This is a genomic window from Clostridium tanneri, assembly GCF_033659955.1.
GTDB classification, from domain to species: domain Bacteria; phylum Bacillota; class Clostridia; order Clostridiales; family Clostridiaceae; genus Clostridium_AM; species Clostridium_AM tanneri.
In genome coordinates, this window is record NZ_JARUJP010000008.1 from 155,376 (window position 1) to 169,837 (window position 14,462).

General features: G+C 32.0%; 12 protein-coding genes. 8 read left to right on the forward strand and 4 right to left on the reverse strand.

The window, feature by feature from the left end; all coding sequences use genetic code 11:
* Positions 1–212 precede the first annotated feature (212 nt).
* The 3 genes from P8V03_RS09115 to P8V03_RS09125 form a co-directional block, all read right to left on the reverse strand.
* A complete protein-coding gene (locus tag P8V03_RS09115) occupies positions 213–944 on the reverse strand; it encodes a DUF1647 domain-containing protein (RefSeq protein ID WP_318797937.1) in 732 nt (243 codons plus the stop codon).
* A 2-nt stretch (positions 945–946) separates the two neighbouring features.
* The gene (locus P8V03_RS09120; protein WP_318797938.1) at positions 947–1,789 is read right to left on the reverse strand and encodes a hypothetical protein; all 843 of its coding nucleotides are present in this window, start codon (positions 1,787–1,789) and stop codon (positions 947–949) included.
* Positions 1,790–1,906: 117 nt separating this feature from the next.
* Complete coding sequence (locus tag P8V03_RS09125; RefSeq protein ID WP_318797939.1) at positions 1,907–2,512, reverse strand: glycosyltransferase family 32 protein; 606 nt, start codon at positions 2,510–2,512, stop codon at positions 1,907–1,909.
* A 253-nt stretch (positions 2,513–2,765) separates the two neighbouring features.
* Between P8V03_RS09125 and P8V03_RS09130 the strand changes: the two genes are divergently transcribed.
* From P8V03_RS09130 to P8V03_RS09140, 3 genes are all read left to right on the forward strand, one after another.
* The gene (locus P8V03_RS09130) at positions 2,766–3,779 is read left to right on the forward strand and encodes an alpha-hydroxy-acid oxidizing protein (protein WP_318797940.1); all 1,014 of its coding nucleotides are present in this window, start codon (positions 2,766–2,768) and stop codon (positions 3,777–3,779) included.
* A gap of 242 nt (positions 3,780–4,021) precedes the next feature.
* Positions 4,022–4,696, forward strand: a complete 675-nt coding sequence (locus P8V03_RS09135; RefSeq protein ID WP_318797941.1) for an FkbM family methyltransferase — start codon at positions 4,022–4,024, stop codon at positions 4,694–4,696.
* 200 nt (positions 4,697–4,896) lie between these two features.
* Complete coding sequence (locus P8V03_RS09140) at positions 4,897–5,793, forward strand: phosphate butyryltransferase (protein WP_261671982.1); 897 nt, start codon at positions 4,897–4,899, stop codon at positions 5,791–5,793.
* 156 nt (positions 5,794–5,949) lie between these two features.
* Here P8V03_RS09140 and P8V03_RS09145 read toward each other — a convergent pair whose 3' ends face one another.
* Positions 5,950–7,410 (reverse strand): aminotransferase class I/II-fold pyridoxal phosphate-dependent enzyme, encoded by a 1,461-nt coding sequence (locus P8V03_RS09145; protein WP_318797942.1) that lies wholly within the window; start codon positions 7,408–7,410, stop codon positions 5,950–5,952.
* A gap of 231 nt (positions 7,411–7,641) precedes the next feature.
* On the opposite strand from P8V03_RS09145, the gene P8V03_RS09150 reads away from it, so the two are divergent.
* The 5 genes from P8V03_RS09150 (at position 7,642) to P8V03_RS09170 (ending at position 14,363) form a co-directional block, all read left to right on the forward strand.
* Positions 7,642–8,217: a 50S ribosomal protein L25 gene (locus tag P8V03_RS09150; RefSeq protein WP_318797943.1), complete on the forward strand. Its 576-nt coding sequence runs from the start codon at positions 7,642–7,644 to the stop codon at positions 8,215–8,217.
* A 159-nt stretch (positions 8,218–8,376) separates the two neighbouring features.
* Entirely contained in the window at positions 8,377–10,107 is a 1,731-nt protein-coding gene (locus P8V03_RS09155) for a phospho-sugar mutase (protein WP_318797944.1), read from the forward strand.
* 245 nt (positions 10,108–10,352) lie between these two features.
* Positions 10,353–11,420 carry a tetratricopeptide repeat protein gene (locus tag P8V03_RS09160; RefSeq protein WP_261671978.1) on the forward strand — a complete coding sequence of 356 codons (1,068 nt, stop codon included), beginning with the start codon at positions 10,353–10,355 and terminating at the stop codon, positions 11,418–11,420.
* Positions 11,421–11,464: 44 nt separating this feature from the next.
* Complete coding sequence (gene galU / locus P8V03_RS09165; RefSeq protein ID WP_261671977.1) at positions 11,465–12,379, forward strand: UTP--glucose-1-phosphate uridylyltransferase GalU; 915 nt, start codon at positions 11,465–11,467, stop codon at positions 12,377–12,379.
* A 139-nt stretch (positions 12,380–12,518) separates the two neighbouring features.
* Positions 12,519–14,363, forward strand: a complete 1,845-nt coding sequence (locus P8V03_RS09170) for a polysaccharide biosynthesis protein (protein ID WP_261671976.1) — start codon at positions 12,519–12,521, stop codon at positions 14,361–14,363.
* Positions 14,364–14,462: the final 99 nt, after the last annotated feature.

The following is a 14,462-nucleotide window of genomic DNA, read 5'->3' on the forward strand; positions in this document are numbered from 1 at the left end:
TACAGTATATGAATATATATTGCATTAAGTTACTCACTAATATAATTTTTATAAGTATGCGATATTATATTTAGTATCTTATATAGTAATAGGGCGCTGAAATTGGTATGGTGGTAACTGCGTATAAAAATAAGGGCTATATCCAAAGATGAATTTCATGAAGACTTTTGAAATCCATCTTGATACAGCCCTACTAAGAATATATAGCTATATTACTTATACATTAACCCTTCTAGATTAGAATAAGCTCGTCTATGAGCATATATAATTTGATTAGGATTCATATTAATACCTCGCCATTCTCCATATATATAAATATCCTGTCTAGGAACCCTGTTTCTGCAGCAAAGAATGGAGTAAATACTTTGATCATGTCTGTGATTTGTATGATTACCGAAAACAGCATCTTTAAGCTTTGAGAACTTAAAGGCCTCATCTACATAGGAACTTTGATATTTTCCATTAACCTTATAGCCTTGCATTCCTGCCCAAATTTGAAGATATTGTTTTTCTTCTTCTGTGGCATTCATTATTTCAAAACACTTATCGTGGGTATAAACATAGTTTGGATGGTAGTCGCCTACAATGAGAATATCGTCATTTTCAATAATATCATATAGGCATTTAATATTTTTTACGGTTACAGCACCGGAATCCATGTATAGTATTAGGTTACCATAGTTTCCGGCATCCTTAATAACATAAGGCTTCCAGGCAAATTGCTTTGGAGTTAAATATTCCTGAAAATAAGAATCATCTAAATTAAATTCCATAACCTGAACCTTCTGTAAACTGTTAAGCTGCTCTTTTTCATCCTCAGTAAGACCTAAATTATATACAAGTATTTTATCAACATCATTAAAGCTTAGTCGATGAATACTAGCTATTAAGGTTAAACAAGCATTAAAATATGCTGAGTTACAGGCAGTGGCTAAAACATTCATTACTATAGTTCACCTCTAATTATTTTATAAATAATGTTCAATGGATTCAGTTCATTCATTAATTTTTCTTTTTCTTTTTTTATAAAAGGGATTCTCTTTTCATATTCATTATTTTCAATGCTCCATTTTATAGTTTCAAGAGATTCATCTGGTTTTTTTAAATTGATTTTTATATAGGCTCTTGAATCAATAAACTCTTCAATATTTGGACATCCATCGTAAAAGCATAAGCACTCACAAAGTATAGGATCTATTATTTTCTCTGTAAAGTAATTTTTTTCATAAACATTCTCTGCATTAAAGTGGTACCTATATGAAACTAGACCATCTTCTTTATTAGGTAAATATCCTTTAAAGGATTTTAAAAAACCTAAATCTCCCTTACCGAAGTGTTCATAAAATGGAAGCCTATCCAAGTATTTAAGGAAATTAAATCTATCTACATGACCTTCTAAGTTATATATTCCAGATACTATCCCGGACATTACTTTATTTTTGGAGAAATTACCATTTAGCAGTTGCTGGTAGTTTAGTCCTATAAACCATTTGTCCACATTGTGATTATGCTCGGTATCGTAAACTCTAAAAAAAGCTTTGGAATCTGGTTTATAAAAATTACCCCAGCACATTCTAGTAGATTCAGGTTCACATTGAAATACTATTGTTTTAGAGGGAGGAAAATTATTATGCTGTGGATGATTCATAATTACGAAAAAATCATAATCATCATCTAAAGTTATAAATAAGTTTTTCCATGTATAGTCATTATTAATAGTACACCTGTTAAAGTGCTCCCTGATTTCATAATCAGAACACCAATTAGCATGGAATTTTATTTTTATCATTAATAAATAGACACCTCACTTAACAGTAAAGTAGAGCTAACATATTGCTACATTATAATTTATAATATACGGACAATAAGCCTATTAAGTGACAGTATTATACTTAACAAAGGTAATTTACAGCCAACTGCCGGCCCAGTGGTGAACTGCATAAGCATTAGGAAACTTATCATTTTTTTTATTTTTTTCGTCATATAGATAGGGATAAAACAGTGCAGAATCAAAAATTTTAATATCATGTCTATCTACTAGTTTTTCAGTAGCATAGGCTTGACCTAACCTGTAGTTTATAGTCCTGCATTTCCTGAATTTTAGTGCCTTAGGGATACCATCTATTAAAGTTTTTGTAACAGGATTTTTGGGGCTGCATCCCATGATTGCTGTAGAGATCATATCATAACTTTCATAAGCGGCAAAAAAGTTTCTATCTGTTATTAAAGCTTCAATATTTCTTAAACATTCAAAATCACAATCTATATATACCCCTCCGAAGTTATATAAAATTTCTAACTTGGCAATATCTGATTTTAAAACTGGATGAAATGCATTATCAAAAGCTTTTTGATTTTGAAGCGGTATCATATTTTTATCAGTCCAAAGCTTTATTCCCCAACTTGGATGCTTTCTACACCATGTCCTTCCGTAGTTTATAAAATCTATAGGCATAGGCTTGTCACCTAACCAGATACGGTGAAAGGTTCTCGGTATAAATAGATGAGACATATTTTCATCTCCCATAGAATTTATAATCTCTAATATATGCTAAGTGCAGTTCAGGTGTGAATTAAATCTCATTACCTCCCTTTTATTGAACTAAGGTATTAAATAAACTATAATAAAAGATAGGTTTAATGTAATTTGTACCTGTAATATATCCTTTATGTTACAGGTAGAAGTTACGTAATAATTTAAGGCATTACTGACTTCAAGTAGTAAGACTTGGATTTGATAATGAACAAAATGGGGAGGAATTAAAATGGATTACAAAGAGGTATTGAAAAGTGCACGTGAAAATTTGAATGGAAGCTGTAGGGTTTGTCCAGTATGCAATGGAAAAGCTTGCTCAGGAGAAGTGCCAGGTATGGGAGGGAAAGGTACAGGAGATGCCTTTTTAGGTAATATAGAAGCATTAAATTCATATAAGTTAAATATGAGAGTTATACATGATGCTAAAAATCCAGATACTTCAATTGAGTTGTTTGGAAAGAAGATGGAAGTTCCTGTTTTCGCAGCACCTGTTTCTGGAACAACCTTAAATATGGGTGGTAAGTTTACAGAAGAAGAATATATTTCTTGGGTCATAGGAGGATGTCTAGATGCAGGAATTTACCCAATGGTAGGAGATACTGCGGTAGACTCATTTTTAATTACAAACTTAGAACAATTAAAGCAATTTAACGGAGAAGGAATTGCTATAATAAAGCCTTGGGAAAATAGCAATGTTATTAAAAAAATAAAGCTTGCTGAAGAAGCAGGTGCTTTTGCTGTTGGAATGGATATCGATGCAGCAGGACTTATAACTTTAGCACTTCATGGAAAGCCAGTTGGACCTAAGACTGTAGAAGATATAAAAGAAATAGTAGAGAGTACAAAGCTACCATTTATATTAAAGGGTATAATGACTGCTGATGAAGCAGAATTAGCGGTAAAAGCTGGTGTTGATGCTATAGTAGTTTCAAATCACGGCGGAAGAGTACTTGACCAAACTCCAGGGGTAGCAGACGTACTTCCTGAGATTGCAGAAGCAGTTAAAGGAAAAGTTACTATACTTGCTGATGGTGGAGTTAGAAACGGAGTAGATGTACTAAAAATGTTAGCATTAGGTGCTGATGCTGTATTAATTGGAAGACCTTTCGTAACCGCTTCCTTTGGAGGACAAAGAGAAGGTGTTAAGGTTTATATGGAAAACTTAAAGAGTGAATTAAAATCAGCTATGGTACTTACTGGATGTAAAAACGTGAAGGAAATTACAGATAGAATTATTTACTAAATATAATATCAAATAAAGTTTAAAGGCTCCAATTTTTTATGTTTTTTACAAGACTATAAAAATTGAGGGCCTTTAAATTTTAAATAAAATATAAGATAACATAAAGTTTCGTTGTAACTAAATAAAGCTCCTATAAATAGAATATACCAAAATAAGCTATAATTATAAAAATTATGTATAATTTAATAATCAGTAAGTTATGTTGAAGCAATGGAAAAGATAAATAGGAGATAGGTGATTTTATGAGTAATATTATAGATGGACAGATTACTAAGTCTATTGAAATGTCAGACATTAAATTTCCCATATCATATAGACCGGATACAACAGATACTATATTATTAAATAGTATTTTTTTAAATAACCAATATAAAATTCCTTTTGAAATAAACCCTAAGTTTATCATTGATGGAGGTGGCAATGTAGGATTTACTGCAGTATATTTTGCTAACAAGTATCCTGATGCTACTATAATTTCTATTGAACCAGAAAGCTCAAATTATAAGATATTAAAACACAATACTAGTTTTTATAAAAATATAAAGACCATTCAATCAGCACTATGGAATGATGATGCTGAAGTAAAAGTAGTAGATATCGGGCATAGGGAATGGGGGTTTATTGTTGAACCATGTGTAAAAGAGGTGGAAGACACCATTAGAGCAATAACAATTAGTAGCATACTAAAGAATTCAGGTTTCAATGAAATTGATATTTTAAAATTAGATATTGAAGGTTCTGAAAGAGAAGTATTTTCTTCAAATTATGATCAATGGCTTTCTAAAGTTAAAATTTTGATTATTGAGATTCATGATGATATGAAAATAGGAAGTAAAGAAAATGTCTTTAACGCAATTTCACAGTATAACTTTGAGATGTCAAGTCTAGGAGAAAACTTAATCTTCATAAGAAAATAAGTTATTAGTGGATAAAAAGTAAGATGACATTTTATGTAGAGACAATTAGGGAGGTGTAACTTTGATTATACCTCTTTTTTTCTTAGCCACTATTGGATATACCGATACTGCTTTAAAACTAATGCTTTTCCAATAATATGAATAGATGATATAATTATAAAGGGTTAAAAGGATTACAATATAAAAGGAGGAGATGTTTTATGATAAAAAAGCTTGATGAATTATTAAATTTAGCAAGAGAAAAGGGGAAAAAGACTTTATCAGTAGCTGTTGCTCAGGATAAAGAGGTTTTAACTGCTGTTACAGAAGCTGTTAAGCTAGGTATAGTAGATGCAATTTTAGTTGGCGATGAGGAAAAAATAAAGAAAATAGCAGAAGAAGATAATCTACATATGGATAACATAAAGATAGTAGATGAGAAGAATATATTAAAGGCTGCAGCAAAGGCTGTGGAGTTTGTTTCAAATGGACAGGCTCATTTTATTATGAAAGGTATGCTGGGAACTGCTGATTTGTTAAGAGCAGTTTTAAATAAGGAAGCGGGACTTAGAGGCAGCGGATTATTATCTCATGTTATGGTTTATGACGTACCTGCTTATCACAAGCTTATACTATTAACAGATGGAGGTATGGTGCCATACCCTACATTGGAAGACAAGATAGGTATAGTAAATAATGCTGTAAAGGTAGCACATAAGTTGGAGATTGAAATGCCTAAGGTAGCACCAATTTGTGCTGTAGAGGTAGTGAATCCTTCAATGCAGGCTACTATGGACGCTTCAGTACTTAGCCAAATGAATAAAAGGGGACAAATAAAGGGATGCATTATTGATGGACCGCTAGGTTTAGATAATGCCATATCAAAACTAGCTGCAGAGCATAAGGGAATTGTTAGTGATGTTGCAGGTGATGCAGATGTTCTTTTAGTTCCGAATATAGAGTCTGGTAACTTCCTAGGAAAATCAATGACTTATTTTGCAAATTCAGAGAGTGCAGGAGTTATTATGGGAGCTAAGTGCCCTGTAGTTCTTGTATCAAGAGCTGATTCTGCTAAGTCAAAGCTTTATTCAATAGCACTAGGTTCAGTGATATCTTAGTTTATCAGTAAGAAAAATTTATAATAAAGGTCAATTAGGTTTTAACACTAAATTTTAACCATAAGCAAAAGAGAGGTACTTTAGCATATTACTAAAATACCTCTCTTTCAGTTTTCAGCTATTAAAGCTTGATGAAAGTCTATTTGCATATAGGCTTTACCTTACGACCTTAATATTTTCTACCTCTGGATCTTCAGTTCCTTGAACATATAATCCAGTATCTTTAAGTTTTTGAACATAATCTACAATTTCTTGTGTAATCTCTTCCCCAGGGCATAATACTGGTATTCCAGGTGGATATGCCATTAGGAATTCTGCACTTACTTCACCAATACTGTCTTTTAGAGCTACACGAGTTTTAGCGCTGTTAAAAGCTTCTCTTGGTAACTTTAATAGTTTTGGTATAGCAGGCATATCTATGAAATCAGATTTCTTGTTATCATTTCCATAGTATTCTTCACTTATTTCCTTTAAAGCAACTAATAATGCATCTATACTTTCTTTAGTATCACCAAAGGAACCAACAGCTAAAACGTTATATAAATCTGATAACTCCATTTGTATATGATACTTACTTGATAATATCATATCTAAATCATAACCTGTTATACCAAGGTCTCTGCAGGTTATTGTTATTTTAGTCGGGTCTAGAGCATAAACTCCTTCGTTTCCAAGAATTTCTTCGCCGAAGCAGTAGAACCCTGGGATTTTATTTATTTCACTTCTAGCATAATTTGCAAGCTCAATAGTTTTATCTAAAAGCTCTTCTCCGTTAAGAGCAATTTGTCTTCTTGCACAGTCTAAAGAAGCCATTAATATATATGAAGGAGATGTTGTTTGTAAAAGAGATAAAATTTGCTGAACTCTATTTATATCAACACGTTCTGAGCGAACCTGTAATAGTGAGCATTGAGTTAAAGCTCCAATTATCTTATGAGTGCTTTGAGCACAAATATCAGCTCCAGCTTCCATTGCTGATACTGGCAATTTATCATTAAAACCAAGGTGTGGTCCATGAGCCTCATCCACAATTAAAGGAATATCGTAGCTGTGAACTATGTCTGCTATTTTCTTTAAATCAGTAGCCACTCCATAATAAGTAGGATTTATAACTAAAACTGCTTTTGCGTCAGGATTTTCCTTCAGAGTTCTTTCTACAGTCTCAGGAGTAACTCCATGAGCTATACCTACGTTTTTATCAAGGGCTGGTTGCATGTAAACTGGTATTGCACCACTTAAAATAATTCCAGCAGTAACAGATTTGTGTACATTTCTTGGAATTATTATTTTATCCCCAGCAGATACCACGGACATAATCATTGCCTGTATGGCACCTGAAGTACCATGAATTGAGAAGAAAGCAGCATCAGAACCATAAGCGTCAGCAGCTAACTTTTGGGCTTTTTTTATTGGCCCTGTAGGATGATGAAGACTATCAACTAATTTAAAAACAGTAACATCAATTTTAAATGGATTTTGACCAATAAAGTTTTTAAATTCCTCATCTATACCTATTCCTTTTTTGTGACCAGGAACGTGGAAAGGAATCGTTTCTCTATTTACATACTCCATTAATGCGTCAAATAAAGGAGTTTCATTTTGATCTAATTTATACACCTTGATAGAGCACCTTCTTTCATGAAAATATACCCTTTAAACACCGATGGTTAAAGGGTTGGCCTAGGTTTTCTCTTAAACCAATATAATTATATGTTAATTGTATTGTAAATGCAACAATATGAATTGATTTTATAAAATAAATATTTTATACCCAGAGTTATGAATAATATAACAGACTTTGTAAATAATGAATAATGTGAAAAAACATAAGGTTGGGAGGAATATAACATGGAAAATCTTATATTACATAAAAGGGAAAAGAAAACCCTACACGATGCTAAAAAAGGAAGAAGATCAGGTATCATACCTGGAGTTATCTATGGAAAACATATGAACAACATAATGTTTGAAATTGGTGAGCTAGAGTTAAGTAAGGAAATTGCAAAGAATGGAGAACATGCAGTATTAAATGTTGATGTAGATGGAGAAACTCATAGAACTTTAATTAAAGAGATACAAAGAGATCCAGTACATAATAAGATAATTCATTTAGACTTGGAAGAATTAAAAGAAAATGAGACAGTAGTTACAGAAATACCAATTTTATTTAGTGGTGAAGAATTAATAATGAAAAAGGGTGGAGCTGTTCAGAAGGAGAAGAGCAGCGTCAAAGCAATATGTAAAAGTGACAACATACCTAAATGTATTAATGTAGGTCTTGCTTCTTTAAATGTAGGAGATGCATATAGATTAGCAGATGTAGAAATGGCACAGGATATCACTTTTATGGAAGGATTAGATACAATTATTGCTACTATAACAGTGAATAAAAAACCATCAGATATACCTGAAGAAAATTCTTAATATAATTAATATATTTCTAAGCTATGGGAATAATTTTAATGATTATTCTCATAGCTTTTTATATGTTTGAAAATATAATATAATTATATTATAATTGTTTTTATTTTACAGATTAAGTATAATAGTAAATATTGGATATTACTGATTGGGAGGTTGGACATGTATTATAAGGAAAGATATTATTCATGGCTAGATTCGGAGCTTGTTGATGATAAGGCAAAAGAGGAACTAAGAAACTTAGAAGACGAAAAAGAAATAGAAGATAGATTTTATAAAGACCTAGAGTTTGGAACTGGTGGCCTTAGAGGGGTCATAGGTATGGGAACTAATAGGATGAATATATATACTGTTGGTAAGGCTACTCAGGGATTAGGAGAATATTTACTGAATAAGTATAACCAAGAGGTTTCTGTAGCTATAGCCTATGATTCTAGAATAATGTCAAAGGAATTCGCAGAAGCAGCTGCCTGCAACCTATGTGCCAATAATATAAAAGTATATCTGTTTGAGGATTTAAGACCAACACCTATGCTTTCATATACAGTAAGGCATTTAAAATGTAAGGCTGGTATTGTAATAACTGCTTCTCATAACCCAAAGCAATACAACGGGTATAAGGTGTACGGAGAAGACGGTGGACAGGTTACTGATAAGTCTGCAAAGGAGATTTTATCCTATATAAAAAATATATTAGATTTTTCAGAGATTAAAACTATGAATATAGAGGAAGCTAAAGAAAGCGGTCTTCTTAACATAATAGGAGAGGAAATAGATAAAGCTTATATAGAAAAGGTAAAGGACTTAACTATAAGAAAGGACCTAGTAAATAACCGTGCTGAGGACTTAAAAATAATATATACACCAATCCATGGAACCGGAAATATGCCAATAAGAAGAGTTCTTAAGGAGTTGGGATATAAAAACCTAAGTATAGTTAAAGAACAGGAACAGCCAGATGGAACTTTTCCTACAGCTGATTACCCTAATCCAGAAGAGCCAAAGGTATTTAACATAGCTTTAGATATGGCAAAGGAGATTCAACCGGACATAATATTTGGAACAGACCCTGACTGTGATAGAATAGGAATAGTAGTAAAAGACAGTTCGGGAGAGTACAGGGTGCTTACAGGAAATCAAACAGGGGCTCTTTTAACTCACTACATACTATCCTCTTTAAAGGAATTAAATCAATTACCTGAAAGTGGTGTAGTGGTTAAAACAATAGTTACTTCTGAAATAGCAGCAGATATTTCCAGAGAATATGGTGTGGAATTAATAGACGTTTTAACAGGTTTTAAATATATAGGAGAGAAAATAAAAGAGTTTGAAGAAGATAATAGAAAGTACTTATTTGGTTTTGAAGAAAGCTATGGATATCTTGCTGGTGACTTTGTTAGAGATAAGGATGCAGTTATTGCAGCAACCTTAATATGCGAAATGACTCTTTATTATAAAAATAAAGGTATGAGCCTATATGAAGCTTTAATGGGCCTCTATGAAAAATATGGATTTTATAAGGAAAAATTATTTTCACTAGAATTAAAAGGAAAAGAGGGTCAAGAAAAGATAGAAAAGGCTCTTGAGTTTTTAAGACATTCTATGAGTCATACCATCGGAGGCGTTAAAATCGTTAAAAAAGCAGATTATAAGCTAAGTATAGAGAAGGATTTAGTAGATATAAAGGAAAGCAAGATTGACCTACCTAAGTCAAATGTACTTAAATTTACTTTAGAAGATAACTCTTGGTTTGTTATCAGACCTTCTGGTACCGAGCCAAAGATGAAAATTTACCTATCAGTTATCGGAGAAAACTTGGAAAATGCAGAGAATAAGATGAAGTCATTTGAGCAGGATGTTAAAAATATTATAGATAAAGCCTGCAACTGCTAAGGATATTTTAAATCTAATTTAAATATAGGTATGTCTAGGTGATTACTTTGTATTGCATAGATATACCTATTACAAAATCAGGTCTATTTAGAAGCATAGCATAACATACTTGATTCAGGGAACCAGGGAAAAAGAAATAGAGGTACCTGTTTTTTGTTTGTCTTTATAATATTTGCTTATGTTTATAGTTTATAGTAAAATTCATAGTATTGGAAAAATGAAAATATAAAGTGGGTGTTCAATTTATGGATGTTAAATCACGTTTTGCAGATAAGCTAAATGAAATACTATTTTTAGAGGTAAAGAAAGAAAAGATTAAAAGAATATTTAATACGGAAATCCTAGAGGATATTTACTTACCAGTAAAGTCATCTAATATAGTGGATAACGTTAAATCACAAAAGGATATGGATCAAATACCACTAAGCTTTTTTATTGAAGGAATGGTCTATGTATTAGGAGCAGATGAAAATTTCAGATTTAATAATGAGTATAAGACAATGCTTCTTAATATAAAGGATGCAATTCTGTTCACTAAAAGTAAAATTGCGTTAAATGTAAAAGAAAAGAAATATGAAGATGCATATATTTTGCTTAAAGGACTACTAAATATAGATGACAGCGTAGAAGTCTACGATAAAATAATAATAATGGCTGAAGAGTTACGAAACAAGGATAAATCTTATAAAGAAGAGGAACTGGAAATTATAGAAAAGGCTAAGGTAAAGGAAGGATATCCATTACCATATTTTTATGAAGCAATTATAAGAAGAGAAGAGGGAGACTTTCAGAAGGCACTATTTTGCATAAACAACTATATTGCAAAGGGCGGCGAACAAACCGTTGAAGTTACTGAATTAAAGGAATCCTTAAAGCTGGTAATAGACTACGAAATGGGTAAGGAAATCTTATTTGAGCAGCCAAAGGAAGCCTTGAAATTGTTACTTCCATTACTTCAGGACTTTGGAAATGATGCCACTTTGTATTACTATATAGCAGTGGCCTATAGAATATTAGAGAATTTTGAAAAGGCTATATACTATCTAAATGAGGCACTAAGTATAGACAGCAATATTGTAGAAGTGGTAAATGAACTAGGTATAAACTACGCTTCTTTAGGAAATTTTGAAAATGCAATAGCATATCTTAGAAAGGCCTTTGAGGTTACTAAGTCTGTTGAAATATGTACTAATCTTATTATGTGCTATTTAAACAGTGGAGACGTTGAAAGTGCTAGAAAACACTTAGATATTGCAAAGAAGCTTGATCCTAAGGATGAAATAGTAGTTCAATTGGAAGGCATGATGGGGTAGTAAATAGATTTTTGTTTTTAGGGTAGTGAAAGGGGAGTTTTGTTATGAGAGTAAAAAAGGCTATAATACCAGCAGCGGGATTAGGCACTAGATTCTTACCAGCCACTAAGGCTCAACCGAAGGAAATGCTTCCCATAGTTGATAAGCCTACAATACAGTATATTATAGAAGAGGCTGTCGCTTCAGGCATAGAACAGATATTAATCATAACAGGAAGAAACAAAAGAGCTATAGAAGATCATTTTGATAAATCTGTTGAGCTTGAAAATGAACTAGAGAGTCATGGAAAAGAAGAATTGCTAACTTTAGTTAGAGGCATATCAAATATGGCAGATATATATTATATAAGACAAAAGGAACCAAGGGGGCTTGGACACGCCATAGCTTGCGCTAGAACCTTTGTTGGCAATGAGCCCTTTGCAGTAATGCTTGGAGATGATGTAGTTGATAGTAAGGTTCCCTGTTTAAAACAATTAATAGATTGTTTTAACGAATACAAAACTTCTATTATAGGAGTTCAAGAAGTACCGGATGATCAGGTGTATAAATACGGAATAGTCAAAGGAATGCATATAGAGGACAGAGTGTATAAGGTAAAGGACTTAATTGAAAAACCAAAAGTAGAAGAAGCACCTTCAAATATTGCTATTTTGGGAAGATATATAATTACTCCATCTATATTTGAAATACTAGAAAATACTGTTCCAGGAAAGGGCGGAGAAATTCAGCTTACAGATGCATTAAAAAGATTAATAAACAGCGAAGCAATGTATGCTTATAACTTTGAAGGAAGAAGATACGACGTTGGAGATAAATTAGGGTTTCTTCAGGCTACCGTTGAATATGCTTTAAAGAAAGAGGAAATCAGAAAGCCTTTTATGGAATATCTTATAACTTTGAAGGATACAGAACTGTTTAAAGAAGTTCATAGTAAAGTCTCATCACAGAAAGATATATAATAATATAAATTGCTGGGGCGGTGTACTACTACTGCCCCTTTAAATTTAAAAAAAATATTGAATAATTTTTTCTATGATGTACAATAGAAAAGAGAGTTTTTAATAAAACTTTTATAATAATCTTTGAGGAAGTGTTAACGTGCAAAAAGGTAAAAAGCTCATAGCATACGATATAATTTTCCTTATAGTGTCGCTATATTTTTCTTTATTGCTAAGATTTGATTTTAATATACCACAGGAATACATGGTATTTTTAAAGTTATCCATTATTCCTGTGGTAGTTATAACTTTAGTAGCTAATAGATTCTTTAACCTATATAATAGTATATGGAAGTACGCATCTGTAGAAGAATTAATTTCTATTATATATTCTCTATCCTTATCTAATGTTATTTTTATAATTTACAGCTATGTTGTAAACTATAAGTTCTTAGAGAATAGATACTTTAGATTTCCTTTCTCAGTGCATATAATCTTCTGGATTCTATCCGTTGTTGCCTTAGGGGGAACAAGATTTATATACAGAGTAATTGAGCATAATATGGGAGAAAAGACATCTAAAAATGAGGAAAAAAATCTTCTTATAATTGGTGCAGGAGACGCATCAGCTCTTCTCATAAAGGAAATTAGAAGAAATAAAGAAATGAACTATAACATAGTCGGCCTTATAGATGATGATGATGCTAAAAAGGGAAAGCTGATAAATGGTATAGAAGTTATAGGTGGAAGAGACAGAATAATTAGTACTAGTAAAGAAAAAAATGTAGAAGAAATAATACTGGCTATTCCTTCAGCAGATTTAGAGACTAAAAGGGAAATTGTAAACATATGTAAGCAAACTCAGTGTAAGCTTAAAACTCTTCCTGCTATAGATGAAATAATTGATGGAAGAATAAATATAGGTAAGCTTAGGGAAGTAAATATTGAAGACTTACTTGGAAGAGAAGAGGTAAAGCTTAATAACGAGAATATTAATAAATATATAAAGGATAAAGTAATACTTGTAACTGGCGGCGGTGGATCTATTGGATCTGAGCTGTGCAGACAAATAGCTAAGTTTAGTCCGAAAAAACTAGTTATATTAGACATATATGAGAACAATGTATATGATGTACAAATGGAGCTAAATAGAAATTATCCTGAACTAGAAAAGGAAATAATCATAGCTTCAATTAGAGATAACAAGCGTATTCGAGAAATATTTGATACTTACAAACCGGATGTAGTTTTCCACGCAGCTGCTCATAAGCATGTTCCTTTAATGGAAGGAAACCCAGCAGAGGCAATCAAGAACAATATTATTGGAACTTATAATGTGCTGAAATGTGCTGATGAATTTAAAGTTAAAAAATTTGTCCAAATAAGTACAGACAAAGCAGTTAATCCAACTAATATAATGGGAGCAACTAAGAGGTTCTGCGAGATTATGGTTCAAGCCTTTGATAAATCAAGCAGTACTGAGTATGTAGCAGTTAGATTTGGAAATGTTTTAGGAAGTAATGGTTCAGTTATTCCTTTATTTAAGAAACAGATTTCTCATGGAGGACCTGTTACTGTTACCCATCCAGAAATAAATAGATTCTTTATGACTATACCAGAAGCAGCTCAATTAGTTATTCAGGCTGGAGCCATAGCCCGTGGAGGAGAAATATTTGTACTAGATATGGGCAAACCTGTTAAAATAGTGGATTTAGCTAGAGATCTAATAACTTTATCTGGTTACAAGCCAGATGTAGATATAAAGATAGAGTATACAGGATTAAGACCAGGGGAAAAACTATATGAAGAGCTTTTAATGGATGAAATAGCATTAACATCTACAGAACATAATAAAATATTTGTTGAAAAACCTAATAACATAGAGATGGACTTTGTGGAAAAATCTATAGAAGAATTTAGCAAAGTATCATCTATGGATAAAGAGGATATATTCAAGCTTGTAGAAAAGAAAGTTCCTACTTATAAAAGAAAAAAGAATAACTAAAAGTCATACGGGAGACGTAATAGTCAATAACTATTACCAACTTCTAAGGAATACAGGAGGGAAAAAATGTCACAGTTAAAAGATGAATTAATGAAAAAA

Coding starts and splice junctions, on each gene's coding strand:
- P8V03_RS09115 (WP_318797937.1), bottom strand. CDS start 944: ATGAATGTTTTAGCCACTGCCTGTAACTCAGCATATTTTAATGCTTGT.
- P8V03_RS09120 (WP_318797938.1), bottom strand. CDS start 1,789: ATGATAAAAATAAAATTCCATGCTAATTGGTGTTCTGATTATGAAATC.
- P8V03_RS09125 (WP_318797939.1), bottom strand. CDS start 2,512: ATGTCTCATCTATTTATACCGAGAACCTTTCACCGTATCTGGTTAGGT.
- P8V03_RS09130 (WP_318797940.1), top strand. CDS start 2,766: ATGGATTACAAAGAGGTATTGAAAAGTGCACGTGAAAATTTGAATGGA.
- P8V03_RS09135 (WP_318797941.1), top strand. CDS start 4,022: ATGAGTAATATTATAGATGGACAGATTACTAAGTCTATTGAAATGTCA.
- P8V03_RS09140 (WP_261671982.1), top strand. CDS start 4,897: ATGATAAAAAAGCTTGATGAATTATTAAATTTAGCAAGAGAAAAGGGG.
- P8V03_RS09150 (WP_318797943.1), top strand. CDS start 7,642: ATGGAAAATCTTATATTACATAAAAGGGAAAAGAAAACCCTACACGAT.
- P8V03_RS09155 (WP_318797944.1), top strand. CDS start 8,377: ATGTATTATAAGGAAAGATATTATTCATGGCTAGATTCGGAGCTTGTT.
- P8V03_RS09160 (WP_261671978.1), top strand. CDS start 10,353: ATGGATGTTAAATCACGTTTTGCAGATAAGCTAAATGAAATACTATTT.
- galU (WP_261671977.1), top strand. CDS start 11,465: ATGAGAGTAAAAAAGGCTATAATACCAGCAGCGGGATTAGGCACTAGA.